21 protein-coding genes are annotated in these 23,675 nt (G+C 32.1%); 10 read left to right on the top strand and 11 right to left on the bottom strand.

What is annotated here, in order from left to right:
- Positions 1 to 17 precede the first annotated feature (17 nt).
- Positions 18 to 284, bottom strand: coding sequence for a 30S ribosomal protein S20 (gene rpsT, locus AC5LAX_RS08435; RefSeq protein ID WP_018999578.1), 267 nt, complete (start codon positions 282 to 284; stop codon positions 18 to 20).
- Positions 285 to 537: 253 nt separating this feature from the next.
- Here rpsT and AC5LAX_RS08430 point away from each other — a divergent pair, with 253 nt between their 5' ends.
- Both AC5LAX_RS08430 and AC5LAX_RS08425 read left to right on the top strand, forming a co-directional pair.
- Entirely contained in the window at positions 538 to 1,902 is a 1,365-nt protein-coding gene (locus AC5LAX_RS08430; protein ID WP_288909186.1) for a GDSL-type esterase/lipase family protein, read from the top strand.
- Positions 1,903 to 2,010: 108 nt separating this feature from the next.
- Positions 2,011 to 3,183, top strand: coding sequence for an FprA family A-type flavoprotein (locus tag AC5LAX_RS08425; protein WP_288909184.1), 1,173 nt, complete (start codon positions 2,011 to 2,013; stop codon positions 3,181 to 3,183).
- Positions 3,184 to 3,309: 126 nt separating this feature from the next.
- Here the strand turns inward: AC5LAX_RS08425 and AC5LAX_RS08420 are convergent, their stop codons facing one another.
- From AC5LAX_RS08420 to AC5LAX_RS08395, 6 genes are all read right to left on the bottom strand, one after another.
- Entirely contained in the window at positions 3,310 to 4,326 is a 1,017-nt protein-coding gene (locus AC5LAX_RS08420) for a Na/Pi cotransporter family protein (protein ID WP_278850129.1), read from the bottom strand.
- Between the two features lie 224 nt (positions 4,327 to 4,550).
- Positions 4,551 to 5,198: a hypothetical protein gene (locus tag AC5LAX_RS08415; RefSeq protein WP_288909182.1), complete on the bottom strand. Its 648-nt coding sequence runs from the start codon at positions 5,196 to 5,198 to the stop codon at positions 4,551 to 4,553.
- 150 nt (positions 5,199 to 5,348) lie between these two features.
- Positions 5,349 to 6,569, bottom strand: a complete 1,221-nt coding sequence (locus AC5LAX_RS08410) for an ABC transporter permease (RefSeq protein WP_288909181.1) — start codon at positions 6,567 to 6,569, stop codon at positions 5,349 to 5,351.
- Positions 6,559 to 7,275, bottom strand: a complete 717-nt coding sequence (locus AC5LAX_RS08405) for an ABC transporter ATP-binding protein (protein ID WP_288909180.1) — start codon at positions 7,273 to 7,275, stop codon at positions 6,559 to 6,561. Before AC5LAX_RS08405 ends, AC5LAX_RS08410 begins: the two co-directional genes overlap by 11 nt.
- Before the next feature lie 17 nt (positions 7,276 to 7,292).
- Complete coding sequence (locus AC5LAX_RS08400; protein ID WP_288909179.1) at positions 7,293 to 8,417, bottom strand: efflux RND transporter periplasmic adaptor subunit; 1,125 nt, start codon at positions 8,415 to 8,417, stop codon at positions 7,293 to 7,295.
- The gene (locus AC5LAX_RS08395) at positions 8,410 to 9,693 is read right to left on the bottom strand and encodes a TolC family protein (protein ID WP_026296963.1); all 1,284 of its coding nucleotides are present in this window, start codon (positions 9,691 to 9,693) and stop codon (positions 8,410 to 8,412) included. Before AC5LAX_RS08395 ends, AC5LAX_RS08400 begins: the two co-directional genes overlap by 8 nt.
- A 220-nt stretch (positions 9,694 to 9,913) precedes the next feature.
- Here AC5LAX_RS08395 and serA point away from each other — a divergent pair, with 220 nt between their 5' ends.
- From serA to AC5LAX_RS08370, 5 genes are all read left to right on the top strand, one after another.
- Complete coding sequence (gene serA / locus AC5LAX_RS08390; RefSeq protein WP_018999569.1) at positions 9,914 to 11,500, top strand: phosphoglycerate dehydrogenase; 1,587 nt, start codon at positions 9,914 to 9,916, stop codon at positions 11,498 to 11,500.
- A 231-nt stretch (positions 11,501 to 11,731) separates the two neighbouring features.
- Positions 11,732 to 12,694 carry a malate dehydrogenase gene (locus AC5LAX_RS08385; RefSeq protein ID WP_018999568.1) on the top strand — a complete coding sequence of 321 codons (963 nt, stop codon included), beginning with the start codon at positions 11,732 to 11,734 and terminating at the stop codon, positions 12,692 to 12,694.
- 138 nt (positions 12,695 to 12,832) lie between these two features.
- Positions 12,833 to 13,453, top strand: a complete 621-nt coding sequence (locus tag AC5LAX_RS08380; RefSeq protein ID WP_018999567.1) for a GTP pyrophosphokinase — start codon at positions 12,833 to 12,835, stop codon at positions 13,451 to 13,453.
- 29 nt (positions 13,454 to 13,482) lie between these two features.
- Entirely contained in the window at positions 13,483 to 14,151 is a 669-nt protein-coding gene (locus AC5LAX_RS08375; protein WP_115151022.1) for a response regulator transcription factor, read from the top strand.
- A gap of 22 nt (positions 14,152 to 14,173) precedes the next feature.
- Positions 14,174 to 15,433: a sensor histidine kinase gene (locus tag AC5LAX_RS08370; protein ID WP_008538766.1), complete on the top strand. Its 1,260-nt coding sequence runs from the start codon at positions 14,174 to 14,176 to the stop codon at positions 15,431 to 15,433.
- Between the two features lie 82 nt (positions 15,434 to 15,515).
- On the opposite strand, the gene AC5LAX_RS08365 is transcribed toward AC5LAX_RS08370, so the two are convergent.
- The 4 genes from AC5LAX_RS08365 to AC5LAX_RS08350 all read right to left on the bottom strand — a co-directional run bounded on the left by AC5LAX_RS08365 (position 15,516) and on the right by AC5LAX_RS08350 (position 20,113).
- Positions 15,516 to 16,673 carry a glycoside hydrolase family 3 protein gene (locus AC5LAX_RS08365; protein ID WP_288909178.1) on the bottom strand — a complete coding sequence of 386 codons (1,158 nt, stop codon included), beginning with the start codon at positions 16,671 to 16,673 and terminating at the stop codon, positions 15,516 to 15,518.
- 79 nt (positions 16,674 to 16,752) lie between these two features.
- Positions 16,753 to 18,018: an NAD(P)/FAD-dependent oxidoreductase gene (locus AC5LAX_RS08360; RefSeq protein ID WP_008538769.1), complete on the bottom strand. Its 1,266-nt coding sequence runs from the start codon at positions 18,016 to 18,018 to the stop codon at positions 16,753 to 16,755.
- A 341-nt stretch (positions 18,019 to 18,359) separates the two neighbouring features.
- Complete coding sequence (locus tag AC5LAX_RS08355) at positions 18,360 to 19,406, bottom strand: N-acetylmuramoyl-L-alanine amidase (RefSeq protein ID WP_287792923.1); 1,047 nt, start codon at positions 19,404 to 19,406, stop codon at positions 18,360 to 18,362.
- A 62-nt stretch (positions 19,407 to 19,468) separates the two neighbouring features.
- On the bottom strand, positions 19,469 to 20,113 hold the full coding sequence (locus tag AC5LAX_RS08350) for an amino acid ABC transporter permease (RefSeq protein ID WP_008538772.1): 645 nt from the start codon (positions 20,111 to 20,113) through the stop codon (positions 19,469 to 19,471).
- 206 nt (positions 20,114 to 20,319) lie between these two features.
- Here AC5LAX_RS08350 and nhaA point away from each other — a divergent pair, with 206 nt between their 5' ends.
- The 3 genes from nhaA (at position 20,320) to AC5LAX_RS08335 (ending at position 23,568) form a co-directional block, all read left to right on the top strand.
- On the top strand, positions 20,320 to 21,522 hold the full coding sequence (gene nhaA / locus AC5LAX_RS08345; RefSeq protein ID WP_117584979.1) for a Na+/H+ antiporter NhaA: 1,203 nt from the start codon (positions 20,320 to 20,322) through the stop codon (positions 21,520 to 21,522).
- A gap of 51 nt (positions 21,523 to 21,573) precedes the next feature.
- Positions 21,574 to 22,731, top strand: a complete 1,158-nt coding sequence (ftsZ, locus tag AC5LAX_RS08340; protein ID WP_117584978.1) for a cell division protein FtsZ — start codon at positions 21,574 to 21,576, stop codon at positions 22,729 to 22,731.
- Positions 22,732 to 22,824: 93 nt separating this feature from the next.
- Complete coding sequence (locus AC5LAX_RS08335) at positions 22,825 to 23,568, top strand: tRNA threonylcarbamoyladenosine dehydratase (RefSeq protein ID WP_117584977.1); 744 nt, start codon at positions 22,825 to 22,827, stop codon at positions 23,566 to 23,568.
- Positions 23,569 to 23,675 lie beyond the last annotated feature (107 nt).

Raw genomic sequence — 23,675 nt, 5'->3', positions numbered from 1 at the left:
CTTACTTTGATTAGCAATTATTTGCTTAAGCTGTTTACTCGGCGAGCTAAACGAGATTTACGGCGAGCTGCGCAATTTTTATGGAATAATCTGTTAGCAGCAGCCTGGTCTATTTTTTTGCATGCGATTACAAGTAATGCTTTTGCTTCTTCAGCATTGCCAGCAGCAACAGCATCAAGAACTTTACGAGAAGCAGTTTTTATAGCAGATTTAGCAGAAACATTTTTTGCACGACGCATAGCATCTGTTTTTACGCTGAGAATAGAAGATTTAATGTTTGGCAAGAAATTCACCCTTTCATCATTATAATTGTACCAAAATAGTTTATCATGTTATAAAACAATTTGCAAGATGGCTAGATTAAATACTATGTATTCAATAGCTAGACGCGATATATATTGTACCACATAAAGCTCTAAAAAATCTAGTCTTTCTTAAAAAACATTTAAAATTTTATTTTTTTCTTGACTTAGAGTCAAATCCTAGGTATATAATCTTTTTAACTATTTATTATTTATATATGAAGGATTTTTATTTATGAACAAAAAATTTTTATTTATCATTTTAATTTTAATAACTTTAAGTTGGCATTTATCCCTACAAAATAATGATACTATTGATGCAGAAACAAAAAATACAGCCCAAATATCAACTTCAGAAAAAACTCCATTAGCACCAGCCTTAGTAGCTTTATCTCACTTTCCTCTACAAGACCCTAGCAATAATATGCCTCTCTTAGAATGGAGAGAAGATTTAAATGCTGTTTATTATGAATTAGAATTATTTGATACCATTCCTGATGATTTAAGTGATGAAGAATTATCTTCTGAACATTTATATTATACAGCCTCTGTTTACACAAACGCTAAACAACTTGATTTAACTCAAATTGCCCCAAATGCACTGAACGGAAAGACTCCTCTTTATTGGCGTATTCGTTCTATGGATATAGACCATAATCCTATCACTAAATTTTCAGCTTTAGAAGAACTATATGCCACTAATCAAGCACCTCAAATGAATACACCTATACCACATGTTATTTATAATGAAAAAAACGGCACTACACTTCTCTATCCTGTTTATTCGTTTATTCCTAATGCAAATGCCACTCAATTTGAAATAGAAGTTACAGATAACATTCCAGAAAATCCTAATGGCACAACACCTTCTAAATATCGTATTTATGCCAAAATAATCACAGGTGGTGAGCTTTATGATGAAAAACCTCGTATTGGCACTTTTTATTGGCGTGTACGCGGTTTAGATGATGAAGGAAATCCTGTTGGCGTATATTCTGATGCTCAAATTTTCAAAAATGAACCTCAAGACAATTGGAAAATCGCAATTTTTGGCGATAGTATCAGTCATGGAGGTGGGCATTTATCTTTTGGCCCAGCAGATTGGGCATATAGTTATGCTTATTATTTAGACTTTCCTACTATTAATTTATCTTGTAGCGGAGATACTAGTGAAACTATGGTACAACGTTTTGATGATGATGTACTGCCTTTCCACCCACAATATTTATTAATCATGGGAGGAACTAACAGTCTTCGTGCTGGTATGCCTGCCGAAAATGTAATCAATGATTTAAAAACAATCCAAGAAAAATGTTATGAAAATAATATCACACCTATACTACTAACTTTAGCGCCTATAAATCCTTATAATATAAAAAAGGTATTCAATGAAGAAACCTCTGAAGTATGGCAATATAATTTAAATTTAGTCAACGATTTCATTCGCACACAGCCACATATTGATACAGCAAAAGCTTTGAATAGTCCACCAATATTGCCAACAGAATATGCTATGGACGGATTACATGGTGATGTTATCGCTAAAAAAATCTATGCTCAAGAAATCAATGATAACATTTCTCAATTTATTGCTAAATAACCCTACCTATATGTTGTAATTATAGTTTTGAAATTGTATAATAATTACTGTAAATAAAACAGCTAATTTTTAATTTCTATAGAACTATTTTTACAGGAGGAAGATATCTTGAAAGCTACTAAAATACGTGATGATATTTATTGGGTAGGTGCCATTGATTGGTCCGTTCGCAATTTTCATGGTTATGAAACTGGACGCGGTAGCACTTATAACGCCTATTTAATACTTGATGAAAAAATCACTTTAATTGATGCTACTAAAAAAACTTTTAGTGATGAAATCTTAAGTCGTATTTCTTCTATCATTGACCCAGCAAAAATTGATTATATTGTTTGCAATCATTTAGAAGCTGACCATTCTGGTTCTTTAGACGCAATCGCTCAAAAATGCCCTAATGCTACTATTTTTGTCAGCCAACCAAATGGTTTAAAAAATATTGCTAAATTCTGCGGTGAACATACTTACCAAGGCGTAAAAGCTGGTGATAGCATAAATATTGGTAAACGCACTTTAAAATTCGTTCCTGTACCTATGCTTCATTGGCCAGATAGCATGGTTACTTATTGCCCAGAAGAAAAAATTCTTTTCTCTAATGATGGTTTTGGTCAACATCTCGCTACTAATGAACGTTTTGATGATGAAGTTGATTATGCTGTTTTAATGCATGAAGCGAAAAAATACTATGCTAATATTTTAATGCTCTATGGTCGTCAAGCTCAAACTGCGCTTAAAACAGTTTCCACACTTGATATTGATATGATTTTAACAGGTCATGGCATAAGCTGGCGTAAACATATTAAAGATATTTTAGATTTATACGCAAAATGGAGTAATTTTGAAGCTGATGAACATAAAGCTGTTGTAGTATTTGACAGCATGTGGAATTCTACAGAAATTATGGCTAAAACAATCACAGAAGCATTCCAAGCAAAAGGAATTTGTGCAAAATTCTTCGATTTAAAAACTAATCATTATTCTGATATCATGACTGAAGTTCTTGATAGTAAATATATCGCTGTTGGCTCTCCTACTTTAAATAATGGTATGATGCCAAATGTAGCTGCCTTCTTATGCTATCTCAAAGGTCTAGTACCTAAGAAAAACGACCGTCAAGCTTTAGCTTTTGGTTCTTATGGCTGGGGTGGACAAAGCATTGCTCTCGTACAAAAAGAACTTGAAGAAGCAGGACTCAATATCTTCCATGATATGATTCGTATTGCTAATCAACCAACACAAGAAGATTTAGATAATATTTATAATAATATCATTGAAAAACTTTAAAATCTAAAAAAGACTGTGCTTTAAAATAAAAATTAAAGCACAGTTTTATTTTTTATCCAAAATAAAAAATAAAAAAAGCGAAGAAAAATTTCTTCGCTTTTTATTTCTATATTATCATTTATTATATTAAACAGCTTCAGACTTAACTTGTTCTGTAGATAAAGCTGGTTTTCTATCTGGAACAATAAAGCAAACTATTTTTACCATTATTGGAATAAGTGGTAACCATAATAAAGTATTTATTAAATTAAATGAAGTATGTGCATTTGCAATTTGACGAGAAATAACTGCTGTTTCTGGTCCAACAGGAGAAATATACATTACAAACTGAGCAAACAATGGTAATATACATAAGAATAAAATACTTCCTGTAATATTAAATACGCTATGTGCTACAGCTGTACGTTTTGCGTTTTTAGATTGACCAATAGAAGCTAATAAAGCTGTAATTGTTGTACCAATATTGTCACCTAATAAAATAGGTAATGCACCTTGAAGACCGATGATACTGTTACCATCTACACCTGCTTGAGATGCGAAGTTCTGTAATACTGCAATCGTTGCACTAGAACTTTGTACAATTACTGTCATAACTGTACCTAATAATAAACCTAAAATTGGATTATCATGTACACTAGCGATAAGTTCTGTAAAGATTGGTGCATTTACAAGTGGCTTCATAGTAGAGCCCATGATTTCGATACCTGCGAATAATAAACCAAAGAAAAATACTGTCTGACCAATATTTTTTAATTTATCACTCTTAGCAAAGAAATAAACCATAAAACCGATAAATACGATTGGCCAAATATAATCGCTAAGTTTAAAAGCAATTAATTGCGCAGTCATTGTTGTTCCGATATTTGCACCAAAAATAATGGAAATTGCTTGTGGTAATTTCATTAATCCAGCACTAACAAAACCGATAGCCATTACTGTTGTAGCACTAGAACTTTGTAATACACATGTAACTAATGCACCAGCTAATACACCTACAACTGGATTTTTAGTTAATACGCTAAGTACATAACGCATTTTTTCTCCAGCCATATTCTGTAAACCTTGACTCATCATGTTCATACTGTAGATAAATAATGCCAAACCGCCTAATAATTCAAAAGCAATTTTCAAACCCTCACTCATTAAATATTCCTCCAAAATAATTTTCTAACACATATTTTCAAAATAAAATTCGCTCGATTGCTATTTAATTATATAAATAAGTGAATAATGCTTTCTAGTAGAAAAAAGTAAAATGAATGTAAAATATATGTAAAATCTTTTTCATAATATCCAGATAGAGATTATATCTTTATATAAAAAAACTGGTGTAAATTAAGTAATTACACCAGTTTCTTGTCTTTTTATCAAACAAAATATTTTGTTTTGAATTCTTCGATTTGAGCTTCATCTAATGGTCTAATTTCACTTAAATAAGCGATTTCTACTTTACTACCATCAGAATGTACACCTTCTAAATAAACAACGCCATAACCTTTAGCTAAATATTGTATCATGCCTTCGCCAGTTTCTTCATTATAAATTTTAATACCTATGCAATCATCAAAAGTTCCCATTGAAGTGACTATTTTATATCTTCCTAATAATACAATATTTGTAGCATCTCCACCTGTATAAACTTTGGGTTGTTTAGAATTTGTTTGCACTGTTCTAAAATCCTGCAAATATGGCATTTCTTGTCGCTTATTTAGCACAACTTCTGACACTTTATCTTCGCTACCAATAATTCTTTTTACTAATAAAGGCTGTAATACTTTTTGATTTTCCTTATCTACAATACAAGTTCCTTGATAAAAATTAACTTTATCACCTTTATTTTGTTCATCAAAATTAAATGTAGCTAGATAAAAATTGTCATTTTCAAAAGGTGCTGCTAATACATTAATTGTACCAGTAGCTTGCTGATATTCTCGCAAATCTATATTTTTAGGAGAAGCTAAAGCTACCGCTTGAAATGTTAATAAAACTACAAAAACTACTAATAATCTTTTCATTTAGATAGCCTCCCTTTATTTATCACTATAATATATATCATATATTATATAATTCGCTACAATACTAAAAAATACCTTTCATAAAAAAATTTTTTACAAAAATAAAGACGAATATATTGCTATTCGCCTTTATTTAAATTATCTATGAACTTATTCATAACGAAGTGCTTCAATAGGGTCTAATTTGGCAGCTTTTCTCGCTGGATAAATACCAAAGAATAAGCTTATGCCTACAGAGAACATAAAAGATATAATAATTGGCTCTATAGTGATAACTGTTGTAAATCCGCCAAATTGAGCTATCGCTGTAGCTAAACCAACGCCAACACCTACACCAATTAAACCACCTATAATCCCTACAAATACAGCTTCAATCAAAAATTGGAACATAATATTATTATATGTCGCACCTAAAGCCTTACGAATACCAATTTCTCTCGTTCGTTCTGTTACAGATACCATCATAATATTCATAATGCCAATGCCACCAACTAATAATGATATGCCAGCTACACTACCTAATAAAAGTGTAAGCATTGTACTTGTACTAGTCATAGTTTCCATAATACTAGTCAAATTTCTTACAGTGAAATCATCTTCTTTATCTCCTGTAATTTTATGGCGTTGTCGCATTAAATTTTCAATTTCAGCTTGTACAGAATCCATTTTATCTGCTGATACTACTTGTACACTTATTTGCTGTACATAATCTATAGCCATTATACGCGTCATCGCTGTTGTCAATGGTACAATTACTGTATCATCTTGGTCTTGACCTACACTAGATTGACCTTTACTTTCTAAAATCCCTACTACTTTAAATGGGTCATTATTTATACGAATATTTTTACCCACTGGATTTTCTTCACCAAATAAATTACTTGCTACAGTCGTTCCAATAACAGCTACACGAGCTCTTGTTTCTACATCTTTTTCTGTAATAAAAGTACCATTTGCTATACTCAAGGAACGAATATACATATAATCTGGTATTACACCCACCACTTGTGTATTCCAGTTTTGATTACCATTTACGATTTGATAATTTCTTTGTACCTGTGGTGAAACATATTCTACATCTTTTATTTTCTTTTTTATAGCTTCGGCATCTTCTAATTTCAAACGCACATTTGAACCAGCTGCTTGACGAACACCAGCCGCATTTTTTGTCGCACTAGCATTGATAATCAACATATTGCTACCCAAGCTAGCAATTGAATCTTCTACCTGTTTTCGTACCCCCATACCAATAGAAACCATTGCTATAACGGCACCTACACCAATTATAATTCCAAGCATAGTCAGTAATGAACGCATTTTATTTGCCCATAAAGCCAATATAGCCATTTGCACAGTTTCTTTAAATAACATCCATTACTACCCCCTTGCCTGCATCTTTTGTTATTTTTCCATCAACTACTAATAATTGACGTGAAGCACATGCCGCAATATCTGGTTCATGTGTTACTAAAATCATGGTTTTTCCTTCTTCATGTAATTTAATAAAAATCTCCATGATTTCCTTTGTTGATTTTGTATCTAAGTTACCAGTAGGTTCGTCTGCCATGATAATACTTGGGTCATTTACTAAAGCTCTAGCAATTGCTACACGCTGTCTTTGCCCACCTGATAATTCATTTGGTTTATGGTATGCCCTATCATCTAAGCCAACAGCTTTTAAATAATGATGAGCTCTTTCTAATCTTTCCTTCATGCCTACTCCAGCATAAACTAAAGGCAATGCTACATTATCTAACGCAGTTATCTTTGATAATAAATTAAAATTCTGGAAGACGAAACCTATTTTTTTATTGCGAGTCTTAGCAAGCTCATCATCACTTAAATGAGCAATTTCTCTACTATCTAATTTATAAGAGCCACAAGTCGGTCTATCTAAACAACCTAATATATTCATTAAAGTAGATTTTCCTGAACCTGATGGCCCCATAAGTGCTGCAAATTCACCTTTATAGATTTTTAAATCTATACCATTTAAAGCTGCTACTTCTTGTGTTCCCACTTGATAAAGCTTTTTTATGCCTGAAAGTTCAATAGTAATTTCTCTTGTTTCATTCATATCACTATTTTCCTTTCTTAGTGAATTGGTGGTCCTGGTCTAGTAGAAGTTGTAGTAGTTGCTTTTTTAACCATGGTAACATCTACTTTTTCATTTTCAGATAAACCATTTATAATTTCTACAAATTCATCACCATATATACCTGTTTCTACATAGCGATTTTCTGTTGTGCCATCATCTTTGATAACAATTACATATGTTCCATTTTTATCAGTTTTTAAAGCTGAAAGTGGTACAGCTAAAGCACTATCTTTATTTGCAGTTTCAATTTCTACACGAGCAGTCATTGAAGGCATCAATAAACCTTCTGGATCATCTACATCTAAAGTTACACTATAATAAATTACTGCTGCTGATGAAGATGAACTACTGCTTGATGAATTGCTTATATTCCAGCTATTATCCATATCTGTTTGTGAAATTTTAGATACAGTAGCTGTAAAAGTCTTACCATTATAAGCATCTACTGTAAAAGTAGCTTTTTGCCCTACTCTTACACTGCCGATATCTGTTTCATCTACTTTAGCAAAAATCTGCTTTCTTGATAAATCAGCAATACGCATAATTACAGTAGGATTGCTATTTCCCTGTACCGCCATAGTACCATCTGTAACAGGTTCACCAATTACTACCCCATCCATAGGTGATACTATTACTGTTTCGGATAGATTTGACTCTGCTTCTTCCAATTTACTCTGTGCTGTATCGTAATTGTATTGAGCATTATCTAAATCCTCTTTAGATTTTGCTCCTATATTATATAAATAATTAGTTCTGTCATAAATTATCTTAGCATTTTTCAAAGTAAATTCTGCTTGTTCTTTTTGAGTTTCATAATCTTTTCCGTCTAATAAAGCTACAGTTTGACCTTGAGTTACAGTATCATTTTCTTTTACTAATACTTGTTTTACACGAGCTGTAATTTTAGAGCTTACTTCTACTGACTCTACTGGCTTTATTGTTCCTGTAGCTGAAACAATTGATTTCATGCTCATATATTGAACTTGAGCTGTATTTACTACTGGTTTTTTCGCTTCTTCTTGTTTTTGTGCATAATATTTATAACCAGTAATAATAGCTATTATTACAACTACCAATACCAATATTATTTTTGCCCATTTTTTTAACTTCACTTTATCCATCTATTGTTTCTCCCTTTGGTGTTCCAATAACATATTCTAGATTAGCTTTATATCTAGCATAATCATATTGAGCACTTGCATAGTTTAATCTAGCTTGTGAGAGTGCTAATTCTGCATCAATTACATCTAAGATTATACCTGCACCAACTTTATATTTTTCAGTAGCGATGAAATAATCTTCTTCCGCTTGTTTTACTGCCATTGCTGTAGAATTAAAACGTCTTTCAGCTTCTCTCATATTTAAATAAGCTTGTCTTACTTCTAAATCAATAGTATCTTCTGTATCTGATAATTCATATTCTGCTTTATTATAACTAGCTTCTGCTGATTTTACATTTGATTTTGTTACATTATTATCGAAAATATTCCAATTGGCAGATACACCAGCTTGATAATCATGGTCATTGCCACTAGGTAATGCCTGTTTATCCCAACTTGTGCTTACAGATAAATTCACTGTTGGCAAATATCCAGCTTTAGCCACATCAATATTATTTTTAGCAATTTCTACATCTATCTGACTTGCTATTCTATCTTTGCGATAAGCCATAGCATAATCTAAACATTCAGGTAAGGACATTCTAACTATTTGATATACAAAATCATCAGTTAAATTAATAGGTTCATTTCGATCAATTTTTATGATATTACGGAATGTACTTAAATTTATTTCATAATCATTTTGTGCTATAATCAAGGATTGTTGCGCATTTGATAAGGCAACTTCTGAACGAAGTACATCTGATTTTGGTATACTGCCTGCAGCATAGAGATTTCTTACATCTGTCAAATGACTTTCATAATTATTTACAGACTCTTGTTCAATATTTACATTTTGCTTTGCTTCTAATATATCAAAATAAGCTTTTATTGTATTATATTTAATAGTTTCTTCTGTGCGTTCTAAATTCAATTCAGACTTTAATAATTCCAATTTTTTACTATCAATATTTAGCTCATTTTTATTTCCTGTGTAAAGAGGCAATGTTGCTGAAATACTATTACTATTACCTCGCTCAAAAGTTGTATCTGCACTATCTCTAGCTGATAGACTACTTCCTAAAGAAATACTTACACCATTTGCTCCTTTTGTAGCTTCATAATTTGCTTGTGCTGCCATTTTTTCTTCATTAGCAATCTTTACATCATTATTTTTAGCTAATGCCATATCTACAGCTTCATCAATAGATAAATCAGCTGCCAAACAAGCTGGCATACCAATGTTCATACATATAGATAAGACCATACATATATCTTTCATTTTTTTTAGGGACATACGTTCTATTATCCTTTCTTTAAAAAATTAATATATATTTATTATCATTATATATATTTACATATTTATTGTATAACAAAATATAATTATATAGTATTAAATTTATATTAAAAAAATTATACTTGACGATTTCAATTGAACACAATAGAATATTTAGATATACAATATTATTACACAATTGTATTTTTTAGTTCTACTTTTATCAAGGAGAGAGAAATATATGAAAATATTAGTAGCAGATGGTGTTTCCCCTAAGGGCATCGAAATTTTGCAAAAAGCTGGCTTTGAAACAGTAATCAAAGACAAATTACCAGCTGAAGAACTTTTAGAAATTATTCCTGATTTTGATGGTCTAATCGTACGTAGTGCTTCTAAAGTAACAAAAGAAGTCATCGAACGTGCTAAAAAATTAAAAATCGTTGGTCGTGCAGGTGTTGGTACTGATAATATTGACATTAACGCCGCTACTGCACATGGTATTATGGTAATAAATTCTCCTGGTGGAAACACAATTGCTGCCACAGAACACACAATGGGCATGATGATGGCTATGGCAAGAAATATTGCTGTCGCTAATGAAACAATGCAACACGGCGAATGGAACCGTAAAAAATATACAGGTGTAGAACTTCGCGGTAAAACACTTGGCGTAATCGGTCTTGGTCGTATTGGTAGTGGTGTAGCTACTCGCGCATTGGCTTTCGATATGAATGTTATTGGCTATGATCCATATGTCAATGAAGAACGTGCTCATTCTTTAGGCATTAAAGTTGTTTCTCTTGATGAATTAATTAAACAATCCGATTTTATCACAGTACATATGCCACTCACTCCAAAAACAAAAGGCATGCTCAACAAAGATAATATCGCTAAAATGAAAAATGGCGTTCGCTTAATAAACTGCGCTCGTGGTGGTATCATCAACGAACAAGATTTAGCTGATGCTGTTAAATCTGGTCATGTTGCAGGTGCTGCAATCGACGTATTTGAAAGTGAACCTATCGATCCAAATCATCCATTAATTGGTCTTCCTGGCGTAACTTTAACACCTCATTTAGGTGCTTCCACAGTAGAAGCTCAGGTAGGTGTTTCTGTAGATGTAGCACAAGGAATTGTAGCTGCATTAAATGGTGAACCTGTATCTACAGCTGTTAATATGGCTCCAGTTTCTCCTCAAACTATGAAATTCATCAAACCTTATCTAGATTTAGCAGAACGTCTTGGTTGTACAGCTTGCTCTTTAGCTGATGGTCCTATCAGCGAAGTAACTATTAAATATAATGGTGAAATTGCTGATGTTGATACAAAAATGATTACTATTGCCGCTATCAAAGGTATGTTAAATCCTATCTTAGAAAGCAATGTAAACTACGTAAATGCTCCAAGCCTTGCTAAAGAACGCAATATCAAAATCACAGAAATAAAAGATAAAGCTGTAGAAAACTTCGCTAACTTAATCACAATTTCTATCACATCTTCTGGTAAAACAGAAACTATCCAGGGTACATTATTTGGTGAAGAAGGTCGTATTGTCAGCATTAATTCTTATCGTGTTGACGTTGACCCTCATGCTCGCATCCTCATTTGTCCACATATTAACCGTCCTGGTGTTATCGGTACTATCGGTTCACTTTTAGGATATGCTAACATTAATATTTCTGGTATGCAAGTTGGTAAAACAAAAATTGCTGGTACTAGTATGATGGTTTTAACTATTGATAACGAAATTCCTGATACAGTTATGCAACAAATTATAAATTTAGATGGTATTTTTGATGCTAAACTTGTAAATTACTATACAGTTTAATAAATTCTAAGGTAAAGGCTCTAGGTTTTTTACTTAGAGCCTTTAATTTATAAGTTCAAATAAATTATAACTTCTAAATAAACTATATATTACTATAAATAATAAGTAGTATAAATAGTAATAATTTATTATAGAATTGCAAATATTTATCCTATTTTTATTGACATTTTAACTTTATCTAGTTAAACTAAAGATGAATAGATTTTCACATTATAGGGAGATGTTCATATTATGAAAATTTCAGTTATCGGAGCAGGTAACGTAGGTGCTACTTGCGCTAACGTACTCGCACTCAAAAATTTTGCAACAGAAGTTGTACTTCTCGATGTTAAACCTGGCGTATCCGAAGGTAAAGCTATGGATATGATGCAGACTGCACAGATGATGCACATCGACACTAAAATCATCGGTGTAACTGCACCTATGGATGATGCTGCTAAAGCTGACGAAGCTTACAAAGCAACAGAAAACTCCGACGTTGTAGTTATTACTTCCGGTATTCCTCGTAAACCTGGTATGAGCCGTACAGACCTTATCGGTGTTAACTCCAAAATCGTTAAAGGTGTTATGGACCAGGCTTTAAAACATTCTCCAGAAGCAGTATTCATCATCGTTTCCAACCCTGTAGATACTCTTACTTACCTTGCACTTAAAGACAGTGGTCTTCCACGTAACCGTGTAATCGGTATGAGCGGTCTCTTAGATGGTAGCCGTTTTGAATACTATTTAGCTCAAGCTATTGGTTGCCCAGTTCGTGATATCAACGCTATGGTAATCGGTGCTCATGGTGACCTTATGGTTCCTCTTACTCGTTTTGCATCTTATAAAGGCAGACCTGTTACTGAACTCCTTTCTGAAGAAAAACTTGCTGAAATCGAACATGCTACTCAAGTAGGTGGCGGTACTTTAACAAGCTTACTTGGTACTTCCGCTTGGTACGCTCCTGGTACAACTGCTGCTACTATGGCAGAAGCAATCGCTAAAGACAGCGGTCTTACAATCTCCAGCATTTGCTACCTCGATGGCGAATATGGCGAACATGACGTTTGCGCTGGTGTTCCTGCTGTTCTTGGTAAAGGCGGTATCAAAGAAATTACTGTTCTTGACCTCAACGAAAAAGAACAAGCTATGTTCGACGCAAGTGTTGGCTCCGCACGTGAAACAAATGCTAAATTAGCTGAAGCTTTAAAATAAGTTTCAATAGTTAATTTACAACGGAACAAAATATTTATTTAGAAATGCTCCCTTATAGCAAAGCAAATATTTTGCTTTCTATTTAGGGAGCATTTTCTCTAAATAATCAAATTGATAAATCCAAAGCAGGTGATAGTCATGACCCACTTTAATATTTACGGAAAATATGAACCAACTCTCAATATAATTTTAGATAATATAATTTCACAGATAAAAACTTATAATGATATGGAAGTGCAAAAAAGTGGCGAAAAGGCCTATGAACACTTGATTTATCGTGTAAAAGATAAAGATAGCATGCTTGAAAAATGCACTCGCAAAAATCTACCGCAGACAACTTATTCTGCTCTACATGATATTCAAGATGCCATCGGTATTCGTATCATCTGTCGCTTTATTGATGATATCTACAAAAACATTGATTATTTAAAATCTCTTCCTAATTTAAAAATAATCAAAGAAAAAGATTATATAAAAAATGTAAAACCAAATGGTTATAGAAGTTATCATTTAATAGTTGAAATCACTGCTCCCTATGAAGATATTCTAGGCAATAATCCTGGTAAATTTTTTGCTGAAATTCAGGTTCGCACCATTGCTATGGATAGCTGGGCTAGTCTAGAACATCAAATGAAATATAAACATGACATCAAAAATCCAGAGTTAATCGTAAAAGAATTAAAACGTTGCGCTGATGAATTAGCAGCTTGTGATGTTTCTATGCAAACTATTAGAAATTTAATCAACGCTGAAAATTAACTACATTATAAAAAATAAGGAGTATCTTTATGAAAATACTATTAGCTGAAGACGAAAAAGATATGTCTAGTGCTTTGACTGCAATTTTACAACATTCAGGCTATGATGTAGATAGCGTTTATGATGGTCAAGCCGCTATGGAAAAAGCCTTAGAAAATGTATATGATTGCCTAATCTTCGATATTATGATGCCTAAAATGAGTGGAATTGAAGCATTAAAAATAATTCGCCAAAAAGGAAATCTTTCACCCGTGATTATGCTAACAGCTAAATCAGAAATAGATGACCGCATTACAGGACTTGATGCTGGCGCTGATGATTATCTAATGAAGCCTTTTTCTGTTGGCGAATTATTAGCTCGTATACGTTCTTTAACTCGCAGAAATACACAATTTTCACCACTGACTCTATCTGCTGGCTCTGTTCATTTAAATATCGAAGAACAAAATTTGTCTTGCAAAAACTCCATAAGTTTAAATCACAAAGAAACTAAATTAATGAAGCTTTTCATGACTAATATGGATAAATCATTATCCACTAATCATATATTTTCTGCAATATGGGCTGATGAAATAGATGCTGATGAAAATATAGTATGGATATATATCTCTTATTTACGCGAAAAATTGGAAGCCATCAATGCTGACATTCAAATTCTCGGGCAAAAAGGACAAGATTTTTTACTTACCCAAAAATAAATAATTAAAGAGTGTATCTATCATGAATGTAATAAAAAAACTTCGCCGAAAATTCATCTTAATCTCTACTGCTACAGTAACAATTATTGTTATTGGTGCCTTAAGTCTTGTCACAAGTGTAGCTTATATCAGAATAAATGCTCAGATTGATTCATTTCTTATCTATATTTCCCAAAATAATGGAAGAATTTCTGAACATAAATTACCACCAAATACTACATGGTTTAGTGAAACGGATTGGACAGGAGATACACCTGATTTTCCCTACCAGCTCCGCTATTTTAGCGTTCTTGTAGATGACCAAAATTATATAAAAGAAATAAATATAAAAAATATCGCTGCTTTTACAGAAACAGAAGCCATTCAATATGCACAGATGGCTGTACAAAAAGATAAAAGTAATGGTATTTTCAAAAAAGACCGTGCTAGCTATGCTTATCAAATTACAAAATTACCAAATAATGATACCTTAATTGTCATTATGGACTGTACTCGTGATATGGCTATAATCCAAGACTTTATCCAAGATTCTATTGAATTAGGTCTAGTGTGTATTATTCTCTATATCATCATCTTAGCAATTTTGAGTAAACTAGCGATAAAACCATTCATTCGCAATATGGAAAATCAAAAAAGATTTATCACTAATGCTGGTCATGAATTGAAAACGCCTATAGCGATAATTTCAGCCAACACAGAAGCCATTGAGTTAATTAACGGCAAAAACCAATGGACAGAAAATATTTTAAAACAGATACAACGCTTATCTAAATTGATTAATGAATTAATTACCTTATCCAAAATGAGCGAATACTCTACAGAAAATCTTTGTTTTACTTCTACTAATTTTTCTGAAATAACCATTGAAGTGGCTAAATCTTTTCAACAAATGGCTACAGACCAAGAAAAATCTTTAAAATATCAAGTTAAACCTGATGTCTCTATTTTATCTGAATATAAATATCTATATGAATTAGTAAATATTCTTATCGATAATGCAGTAAAATACTGCGATGATAAAGGTCTTGTCGAAGTAAAATTATCTCAATCTAAAAAAACAGTAACTTTATCTGTAACCAATGATTATATCGATGGCAAAAATATTGATTACTCCCGTTTTTTTGAAAGATTTTATCGTGAAGATACTTCTCATAGCAGTGAAAAAGCAGGTTATGGTATCGGACTTTCCATTGCAGAAGAACTTGTAAAATTATTAAAAGGCACCATAAAAGTCAGTTATAATAAAGGTAAAATTACTTTTATTGTAAAATTTACTAACTAAAAATAACTCTATATAAATAAAAGGATAAATAGAAAAATCTTCTATTTATCCTTTTTTATTATTTATTTTATACTAAGTTATATCATTGATATAAATGTAATAATTTCACTTTGATAATTCTTTTTACAGATTCATCTATGCGCTCTTGACTAATTTCACCACTATTAACAGCATCTAATAGACCAAGATATACCTCTTGTTGATGTTCATATTCATGGCAAACAAGCACGATATCCGCACCAGCTTTTACAGCATTTACACCAATTGACCTAAAATCATTATGATTTGCTACTGCACCCATTTCCATATCGTCAGTAATAATTATACCTTTATATCCAAGTTTATTGCGCAATAAATCAGTCATGATTTTTGAAGATAAACTAGCTGGATATTCTTCATCAAGAGCAGGATATTTTAAATGTGATACTAAGATAAAATAATCATTCGGTTCATTTTCATCAATAATAGTTTTAAATGGAAGAATATCTTCTGTCATTAAAACTTCTTTGACAACATCAATACTAGAACTATCTATATGAGAGTCCACTTTTCCCTTTCCTATGCCTGGAAAATGTTTCAAACTATATATAATATTTTCTTGTTGATAGCCCTTAGTCGCTGCTCTTACAAAGTCTATTACTGTATTTGCATCTGTACTATATGAACGTTTATCATTAGAACCTACATCAGCAACTGGCGCAAAATTAACATTAATCCCCATTTCTTTTAGTGATTTAGCAGTTTTTATAGCCCATGTTTTTGCTTGCTCAATATCACCTGTTGCCCCAATTTCTTTTTGTGATGGAGGTGGCGTCAATTTCTCTGCCATACGAACTACATCTCCACCTTCTTCATCTATGCCGATGAATAAAGGAACTTTTTCATTTGATTGAGCTTGTAAATCTGATGTTAATTGTTTTACTTGCTCAGGACTTTTCATATTCCTATCAAGTAAAATCACACCACCCATATGGTACTGATTTAACATATATAAACTATCATCATCAACTTTTGTCCCTTGAATACCAATCATCATCATTTGTCCAAGTTTTTCTGTTTGGGACATAGACGCAACTATTTTGTCTACTTTTTCATCAATAGTTAAATTCTCTTGCTTAATTTGTTGCTTATCTTGTATGATTTGCTTATTATCATTAAAAATATTTCTATTATTAATCCCTAATATTGCTAAAACAATAATTATAATTATTACAATGCCAATAATTTTTTGTTTACGCATTTAGCATAAATTCCTTTCTCTTTGTTAAAATAAAAAATACTTCTGATTAAAAGCAATCAGAAGTATTTTTTAATATATATTAATCTCTTACAATACGAGCCATACGAACACCGAAGAAGTAGTTCATAACCCATTTAAAGATAACTGTGCAGTTTGTTAATGGACCAGCAAGTCTCAATACATGTACTGCCATCCAAGCAATCCATGCAAATAAACCTTTAGATTTCATAACGCCTTTGAACATTACAGCGTCACCTGCACCGATTGTTGCCATGCTACCTAAATCTTTGTAAACAAAAGTTTCTTGTTCTTCACCTTTAATAGCATGCATAATATTTTTTACTGTAGTTTCTGCAGCTTCATATGCAGCTGGTGCAATTGTTGGAAGTGGACGACCATCTTGTTCAAAATGAGCGCTATCACCAATAGCATAAATATCTGGGAAGCCTTTTACCTGTGTTGTTTTTTCTACAATTACACGGCCTGCACGGTCAACTTCAGCACCAAGAGTTGCTACAACTGGCTGAGCTTTAACGCCTGCTGCCCAAATTACAGTACGAGTTCTAATTTTTTCTTCTTTTTCACCACATTTTAATGTGATATATTCGCCATCATAATCTCTAACTTGAGTATTTAAACGAACATCTACTTTTTTACCTCTTAATACATCTACTGTATTATTGCGAAGAGCTTCTGGCATCATTGGTAAAAGTTTATCAGTAGCTTCGATTAATTTAATATCAACATCATTCATATTAAGATTATGATAATCTTTTTTCATGCATTTATATACAAGTTCAGAAATAGCACCTGCTTCTTCAACGCCAGTAGGGCCGCCACCAACAATCATGATTGTCATAAGTGCTTTTTTCAAATCTTTATCATTTTCTACACGAGAAGCACGTTCAAATGTACGAATAAGATGATTGCGAAGTAATGTGCTTTCGCGTAAAGTTTTCATTGGATAAGAATGTTCTTCTACAGATTTCATACCAAAATAATTTGTAGTAGCACCTGTAGCAATAATTAAATAATCATAGCTGATATCCCCATGACTAGTTTTTACAATTTTATTTGCAGGATCAAATCCTGTAGCTTCTGCCATAAAGAAATCGATGTTTTCATTTTTCTGGAAAAATGCACGAATTGGATAAGAAATTTCATCTTCAGATAAAATAGATGTAGATACTTGATATAATAGCGGTTGGAATAAATGATAGTTATGTTTATCAACAATAGTAACATCTACATCTTTGTCTGCTAATAATTTTGCAGCTTTAATTCCACCAAAACCTGCTCCAAGAATAACAACATGTGGTCTTGTTCCCTGATTTTTTCTAGGCATTATTAAATCTCCCCCAAAATTCTAATCATTATTTGTGAAATTCTTCACAATACCCCTAAAATATACCCCAAATAAAACGAAATAAAAAATAATATTTGTGAATAAATTCACTTTTTGTATACAACAAAATAATATATTTATCTCTATGACTTATACAATAACCTTTTATTGTAAATTTGTCAAGTTAAATTCAAAATATTTTATAATATTTTTACAATAAGAATGTTTTATTTCATTTTTGTTATAGGATATGATTTTTCTACTCTATTCTTGAAATTTATTTTATATTTTCTAAAATAAAACAAGCCTTTTCTCAATGTATCTAAGAAAAGGCTTGCTTCTTATAATTCGCTAAAATATCTTACAATACCATTAAAAATACCTTTAGCTGATTTTTTTACACCATCATCTGATTTTAAAATGGCTTCTTCTTTTGGGTTAGAAACAAAGGCAACTTCTAATAATGTAGCTGGCATCTGGGTATGTTTAACCACATAGAAATTACTTGTTTTTGTACCTCTATCATATGTTCCTATTTGCTCAATAACGCCCTCTTTTATATATCTAGCAAGTCGTTCACTATTGCTACTACCATTTACATAATAATAACCTGTAGTACCTTGAGCTGATGGCGATGTGAAGGAATCTAAATGTATACTTACAAATATATCTGAATTTGTTTTATTTCCTACATCTACACGCGCTTGTAATTCTTCCACATCAGTTGCAGGCTGTGGAGCAACATCTGTATCTGTTTTTCTTGTTATATATACTTTTGCTCCGGATTGTTTTAACATTTCTGCTAGATTTAAGCCAATACGTAAAGTTGGGTCTTTTTCACGTACTCCAGTTGGTCCAATTGCTCCAGAATCACTGCCACCATGACCTGGGTCAATTGTAATTCTCTTACCTTTTAACACGGATTTTGCATTTTTATCAATATCAAAATCTTCATTAACTCTATAGCTAGTATCATTACTACTGCTACTTGTAGAGCTTCCTGTAGTAGAGCCTATTGCAGCATAACTAATGTTACCAAAATCCATTGCTACTCTATAAGGTGTTTCTCCGCCTACAATACCAAAAATATCATAACCAGATTTTTTTACATCAGTTTCTACAACAACTCTTACTACATTATCTTTAAATTGTGCAACTCTTACTTTGCTAGCATATTTACTATTGATATCTACTTCTTTTTCTATATTCTTAGCCAAAGCAGCATCATTTAAATCTATAACTACTCTATCAGGTGAAGATAATGCAAATGATTGATAATCTACTTCTTTATCAGCGTCAACTACAATACGAACTTTATCGCTATTATTACTAATTCTTAAATTCTTTATTGTAGCCGTTTCGCTAGCTGCAAAAACCATACTTTGCATACAAAGCAAAGTAAAAAGACATACTAAGGAAAAAATATATAAACTTTTTCTCATTACGTATTTTACCTCGTACTAATATTATATTTCGCTTCTAATTTTTTGAAGCCCCATGTTAATATAAATGTCATAAATAAATAAAAAATAGCTGCTACTAAAAACGGTGTCATATCAAATTCTCTTTGTACTATAGAACGAGCTACTCTTAGTAAATCATTCATAGCCAAGATATAAATAAGTGAAGTATCTTTCACTAAATTTATAGTTTCATTACTTACAGGTGGCAATACTATGCGTATTACCTGTGGCAAAATAACGTGTCTCATCATTTGTGGATAATTCATACCTAAAGCTTTAGCAGCTTCATATTGACCCTTATCGACAGATTGAATTCCCGCTCTAAAAATTTCAGCAAAATACGCTGCATAGTTCAAAGAAAATGCTAATAGTGCAGCTGCTATATCAGGTAAACGAATTCCAATCATTGGCAATGCAAAGTAAACAAACAATAATTGTAACATAAGTGGTGTACCACGCATTAACCAAATATATACCTCTGTCAAATATCTTATTGGTTTTATTGATGATAATCTAGCTAAAGAAAATAGCATACCTAACGGCACCGATAATACCAAAGTAATAAAGAAAATCTGTAGTGTTACCTGTGACCCTTCTAACATCGGTAATACTATTCTTAAAAGGTTATCCATAAAATTTATCAACTCCAAAACTTACTTGCTCATTAAAATCCCAGTATAGTTATTTTACAACAAAGATACATAAAATACAAAGATTAATTATTATTATCTCAAAATATATTTGCCTTACTTATATAAAAAAATGTATAATCTATATAGGCAAATTTTTAGTAAATAAATTAATAATATTAATATTAAAAAGAAAAGAGGTTATTTTATTGAGAAAAAAAATTAATAATGTAGTAAAAAGCAATGTTGAATTACTTACTTCCCCTTTTATGACTTTCTTTCGTCATGAAGCTTCTAGTGGTATAATACTTTTACTTTTTGCTATATTAGCATTAGTGCTAGCTAATACGAGTTTATCCACTTTCTACAATGAAGTTTTAAATACACAAATCCCATTAGGTCCAGCCAAATGGCATTTAGATTTAACTATACTTTATTGGATTAATGATGGACTCATGGCAATTTTCTTCTTTGTTATCGGTCTTGAAATCAAACGTGAATTTCTCTTTGGCGAATTAAAATCTCTATCTGCCACCATCTTACCTATAAGTGCAGCTATTGGTGGTATGATTGTTCCAGCGATTTTATATTATCTTGTAAATATGGGACAAGATACTGTTTCTGGTTGGGGAATTCCTATGGCTACAGATATTGCCTTTTCCTTAGGTATCTTAGCAATCGCTGCTAGTGGTGCACCTCGCAGTATTGCCATTTTCCTCACAGCTTTAGCTATTGTTGACGACTTAGGTGCTATTATTGTTATTGCTATTTTCTATAATTCTAATATATCTTTTGCTGCTTTAGGTATTGGTTTAGTTGCACTTTTAGGTGCTTTTATTCTCAATCGCTTAAATTGCAAAAATTTCCTTCCTTATTTATTAGTAGGTTTAATCGCTTGGGTTGCCTTCTTAAATGCAGGTATTCACCCTACAATCGCTGGCGTATGTTTAGGTATGTTAATTCCTGCTGATAATAAAAACCGTGAAAATTCTTTACTCCACAAACTAGAACATAAACTTGAACCATGGTCAGCTTATGCTATCATGCCTATTTTTGCTCTAGCAAATGCTGGTGTTACTGTTGAAGGCGGTATTTCTGATATTCTTTCTCCTATTGGTATCGGTATCATCTTAGGTCTTTGTATTGGTAAGCCTCTAGGTATTTGCGGTGCAGCTTTCATTTTATTTAAATTAGGCTTTGCTAAAATGCCAGAAGGCGCTAAAACTACTCAATTAATTGGTGCTGGTTCTTTAGGCGGTATAGGCTTCACTATGTCCTTATTTATCGCATCTTTGGCATTTGACAATGCCTCTTACCTTGCTAGTGCCAAAATCAGTATTTTATGTGCTTCCGTATTATCTGGTATTTTAGGAGTAATTATATTTAAAACTTCTAAACTATTCAAAGCCTAAATATTATGGTAAGCTATTAATAATATAAATTCTATTAAGAAGGTGCCCTTATTGAGTGAAATAACCAATGGAATAAAAAATGCAATTGTTAATATAAAAATAATTGGTGTTGGTGGTGGTGGTAATAACGTAGTAAAACGTATTGCCGAAAACACTGATTTAGATTTAGATTTAATTGCAGTTAATACCGACCACAAACAATTAAAATCTTTAACAAGCGACAATATTACAAAAATCCAAATAGGTACAACTTTAACTAAAGGTCTTGGTTGTGGTGGTAATGCTAACTTAGGTCATGAAGCAGCCGAAAATGATGCTGAAGTAATTAAACAAGCATTAAAAGGTGCTGATATGGTCTTTTTAACAGCAGGACTTGGTGCTGGTACTGGTACTGGTGCATTACCTGTAATCGCTAAAATTGCCCACGATATGAATATCTTATCAGTCGGCGTAGTAACTGTACCTTTTACTTTTGAAGGAGCACGTAAACAAAAATTAGCTGAAGCTTCTATCAAAGAATTAATGCCTTATATGGACGCATTAATCACTGTTCACAATGATAATTTATTAAAAATCAAAACAAGCACTAAATTAACACTTTTAAATGCTTTCCGCATGGCTGATATGGTACTCCGCCAAGGTATACGCTGTGTAACTGAATTGATTTTAACAGTAGGCGTTATCAATGTTGACTTTGCCGATGTAAAATCTATCTTCCAGCAAAGTGATCATCCTGATGCACTCTTAGGTATTGGTGAAAGCAGTGAAAGTGCTGTAGATGCTGTAAAAGAAGCTATTAGTAGTCCTTTAGTAGAAAGAAGTTTATCTGGTGCTCGTGGTATTATTTTAAATATCAGCGGTAATTCTTCTTTATCCTTGTATGAAGTAAATGAAGCTAGTAAATTCATCAATGAACATACTCATCCAGATGTAAATATTATTTTAGGAACAGTAATCAATGATAATTTAGGCGACAAAGTTCGTGCTACTATCATTGCTACTGATTTTTCTGATAATGCTTCACCAAATGAAGAAAAAGCTTCTACAGAAAATAAAGATACTGCAACTAAAGCTACAACTGATAATACTGTTAAGCCAAAAACAGATGATAGCTTAAAATTACCAGATTTCATGAATAAAGAAAAAGACAATAAAAAAAGTAGCTTTTCAGCATTTCCATTTTTCAACTTTAAAAACGATATAAAATAAAATTTACTTTATCAAAACTAAATGCACTAAATAGACTAATCAAATTAAAATTAATCTGTTTAGTGCATTTTATCTATTAATGAGGAGAAATCTATGTTAAACCGTTTTAGCCGTACAGAATTATTATTAGGCGAAGAAAATATGTCTAAATTAGCCCAAAGTAAAATTGCCATCTTTGGTATCGGTGGCGTAGGCTCTTATGTGGCAGAAGGATTAGCTCGCTGTGGTATTGGTGACTTCATTTTAATTGATAGCGATGATATATCACTAACTAATATCAATCGTCAAATACATGCTCTTGAAACAACTATTGGTCAGAAAAAAACATTAATGATGAAAGAGCGTATACTTGCTATCAATCCACAGGCAAAAGTTACAACTATAGAAAAATTATATACACCTGAAAGCAATTTTTTCAATTGGGATGACAATTATACCTACATTGTTGATGCTGTAGATGATGTAAAAGCTAAAATTAATTTAATTGTAAATGCCAATAAGCACAATCTGCCAATTATGAGTTCTATGGGCACTGCCAATAAATTAGACCCACAAAAATTCGTAATTACAGATATCTATAAAACACATACTTGTCCTCTTGCTCGCATTATGCGCAAAACATTAAAACAACAAGGTATAAAAAAATTAAAAGTCCTTTATTCTACAGAGGAACCCTTTACTAATTACACTGTAAATTTTAAAGAAAATACCTCTAAGGATAATAATCCTGCTTCTACTCGTAAACAACCTTTAGGAAGCATTTCTTTCGTGCCACCAATCGCAGGCTTAATGATTGCAGGAGAAATCGTCAAAGATATTTGTCAAATAAATAGATAAAATAAAAAAGCATTAAAGCTGAAATGAACTGCACCCCAAAAGTTGGACACAAAACAACTTTTGGAGGTGCAGTTTTTTTATGACTAAATACTCAAATGAATTTAAAG

The organism is Megamonas sp., assembly GCF_986095205.1.
Note: the sequence above shows the minus strand (reverse complement) of the source record. Positions and strands in the feature narration are given on the sequence as shown.

Coding starts and splice junctions, on each gene's coding strand:
- serA (WP_018999569.1), top strand. CDS start 9,914: ATGAAAATATTAGTAGCAGATGGTGTTTCCCCTAAGGGCATCGAAATT.
- AC5LAX_RS08410 (WP_288909181.1), bottom strand. CDS start 6,569: ATGTTATTTAAAGAAACTGTGCAAATGGCTATATTGGCTTTATGGGCA.
- AC5LAX_RS08350 (WP_008538772.1), bottom strand. CDS start 20,113: ATGGATAACCTTTTAAGAATAGTATTACCGATGTTAGAAGGGTCACAG.
- AC5LAX_RS08395 (WP_026296963.1), bottom strand. CDS start 9,693: ATGTCCCTAAAAAAAATGAAAGATATATGTATGGTCTTATCTATATGT.
- AC5LAX_RS08400 (WP_288909179.1), bottom strand. CDS start 8,417: ATGGATAAAGTGAAGTTAAAAAAATGGGCAAAAATAATATTGGTATTG.
- AC5LAX_RS08415 (WP_288909182.1), bottom strand. CDS start 5,198: ATGAAAAGATTATTAGTAGTTTTTGTAGTTTTATTAACATTTCAAGCG.
- AC5LAX_RS08385 (WP_018999568.1), top strand. CDS start 11,732: ATGAAAATTTCAGTTATCGGAGCAGGTAACGTAGGTGCTACTTGCGCT.
- AC5LAX_RS08375 (WP_115151022.1), top strand. CDS start 13,483: ATGAAAATACTATTAGCTGAAGACGAAAAAGATATGTCTAGTGCTTTG.
- AC5LAX_RS08420 (WP_278850129.1), bottom strand. CDS start 4,326: ATGAGTGAGGGTTTGAAAATTGCTTTTGAATTATTAGGCGGTTTGGCA.
- AC5LAX_RS08405 (WP_288909180.1), bottom strand. CDS start 7,275: ATGAATGAAACAAGAGAAATTACTATTGAACTTTCAGGCATAAAAAAG.
- AC5LAX_RS08380 (WP_018999567.1), top strand. CDS start 12,833: ATGACCCACTTTAATATTTACGGAAAATATGAACCAACTCTCAATATA.
- AC5LAX_RS08430 (WP_288909186.1), top strand. CDS start 538: ATGAACAAAAAATTTTTATTTATCATTTTAATTTTAATAACTTTAAGT.
- AC5LAX_RS08370 (WP_008538766.1), top strand. CDS start 14,174: ATGAATGTAATAAAAAAACTTCGCCGAAAATTCATCTTAATCTCTACT.
- AC5LAX_RS08355 (WP_287792923.1), bottom strand. CDS start 19,406: ATGCAAAGTATGGTTTTTGCAGCTAGCGAAACGGCTACAATAAAGAAT.
- AC5LAX_RS08365 (WP_288909178.1), bottom strand. CDS start 16,673: ATGCGTAAACAAAAAATTATTGGCATTGTAATAATTATAATTATTGTT.
- AC5LAX_RS08335 (WP_117584977.1), top strand. CDS start 22,825: ATGTTAAACCGTTTTAGCCGTACAGAATTATTATTAGGCGAAGAAAAT.
- AC5LAX_RS08360 (WP_008538769.1), bottom strand. CDS start 18,018: ATGCCTAGAAAAAATCAGGGAACAAGACCACATGTTGTTATTCTTGGA.